A 1,586-nucleotide genomic window follows, 5' to 3' on the forward strand; every position below is an offset into this window, starting at 1 on the left:
GCCGCGGGTGTCGCGGGAATCATCAAGATGGTCCAGGCGATCCGCCACGGGATCCTCCCGAAAACCCTCCACATCGACGAACCCACCCCCCACGTCGACTGGACCGGCGGAAACGTACAACTCCTCACCGACACCCGCCCCTGGCCCGAACTCGACCACCCCCGCCGCGCCGGAATCTCCTCCTTCGGCATCAGCGGCACCAACGCCCACATCATCATCGAACAAGCCCCCACACCCACCCCCACACCAGCCGAAACCCCCACCCCCGCACCGCTCCCCCAGAACGAACCCACCCCCTTCACCTGGCTCCTCTCCGCCAAAACCGAACCCGCCCTGCACGACCAGGCCCGCCAACTCCTCCACCACATCGAAACCCACCCCCACCTCACCCCCGCGGCCATCGCCCACACCCTGATGAACCGCACCCACTTCCCCCACCGCGCCGGCATCACCGCCCACACCCTCACCCAAGCCACCACCGCACTCCACGACCTCACCACCCAAACCCCCAACCCCCACCTCACCACCCAGAACACCCCCACCACCCCCGGCAAAACCGTCTTCGTCTTCCCCGGCCAAGGCACCCAATGGACCCACATGGGCCTCGAACTCCTCAACACCTCACCCGTCTTCGCCCACCACCTCCACGCCTGCGACCAAGCCCTCCAACCCCACACCGGCTGGTCCCTCATCAACACCCTGAAAAACGAACCCGGCACCCCCGACCTCAACAACGTCGACATCCTCCAACCCGCCCTCTTCAGCATCATGGTCGCCCTCGCCCGCCTCTGGCAGCACCACGGCGTCCACCCCCACGCCGTCGTCGGCCACTCCCAAGGCGAAATAGCCGCCGCCCACATCGCCGGCGCCCTCACCCTCAACGACGCAGCCAAAATCATCGCCCTCCGCAGCAAAGCCCTCCGCCAACTCAGCGGAACCGGCACCATGGCCGCCATCCCCCTCCCCCACACCCACATCCAGCCCAACCTCCCCCCCAACACCGCCATCGCCGCCATCAACTCACCCCACAACACCATCATCTCCGGCGACACCCACACCCTCACCCAACTCGTCACCACCTACCAGAACCAAGGCATCGACGCCAAAACCATCCCCGTCGACTACGCCTCACACTCCCCCCACATCGAACCCCTCCACCACCAACTCACCACCACACTCAACGACATCACCCCCCAACCACCCACCATCCCCTTCCACTCCACCACCCACCCCAACACCACCCCCACCCTCAACGCCCAATACTGGTACGACAACCTCCGCAACACCGTCCAACTCCACCCCACCATCACCCACCTCCTCAACACCGGACACACCCACTACATCGAAATCAGCCCCCACCCCGTCCTCACCACCCCCATCACCCACACCATCGAAACCACCAACACCCCCGCCACCACCCACCACACCCTCCGCCGCAACCACGGCAACCACACCCAAATCCTCACCACACTCACCCACGCACACACCCACAACATCACCATCAACTGGCCCACCACCCAACCCACCCAACCCCAACCCCACACCCCCCTCCCCACCTACCCCTTCCAACACCACCACTACTGGCT

The 1,586-nt window shown here is 65.4% G+C and carries 1 protein-coding gene; it reads left to right on the top strand.

Annotated elements, in window-relative coordinates; all coding sequences use genetic code 11:
* Nucleotides 1-1,586 (top strand): acyltransferase domain-containing protein (locus ACZ4LX_RS38110; protein ID WP_467651999.1); only part of this gene is annotated, 1,586 nt, incomplete at both ends.

It is taken from the genome of Streptomyces sp. NPDC026062, from assembly GCF_055568375.1.